This is a genomic window from Bacillus sp. HY001 (genome assembly GCF_007558965.1).
Classification (GTDB): Bacteria; Bacillota; Bacilli; order Bacillales; family Bacillaceae_G; genus Bacillus_A; species Bacillus_A mobilis.
Genome location: NZ_VLTE01000142.1, coordinates 1 through 274 on the forward strand (window position 1 = coordinate 1; position 274 = coordinate 274).

Genomic DNA, 274 nt, shown 5'->3' on the forward strand with positions numbered 1-274 from the left:
CGGTGAAATTATAGTACCTGTGAAGATGCAGGTTACCCGCGACAGGACGGAAAGACCCCGTGGAGCTTTACTGTAGCCTGATATTGAATTTTGGTACATTTTGTACAGGATAGGCGGGAGCCATTGAAACCGGAGCGCTAGCTTCGGTGGAGGCGCTGGTGGGATACCGCCCTGAATGTATTGAAATTCTAACCTACGGGTCTTATCGACCCGGGAGACAGTGTCAGGTGGGCAGTTTGACTGGGGCGGTCGCCTCCTAAAGTGTAACGGAGGC

Annotated in this window: 1 rRNA gene; it reads left to right on the plus strand. The window is 52.9% G+C overall.

Annotated features, from left to right (window positions below):
• Positions 1-274, plus strand: a 23S ribosomal RNA gene (locus FOT98_RS29265); the annotation flags it as partial.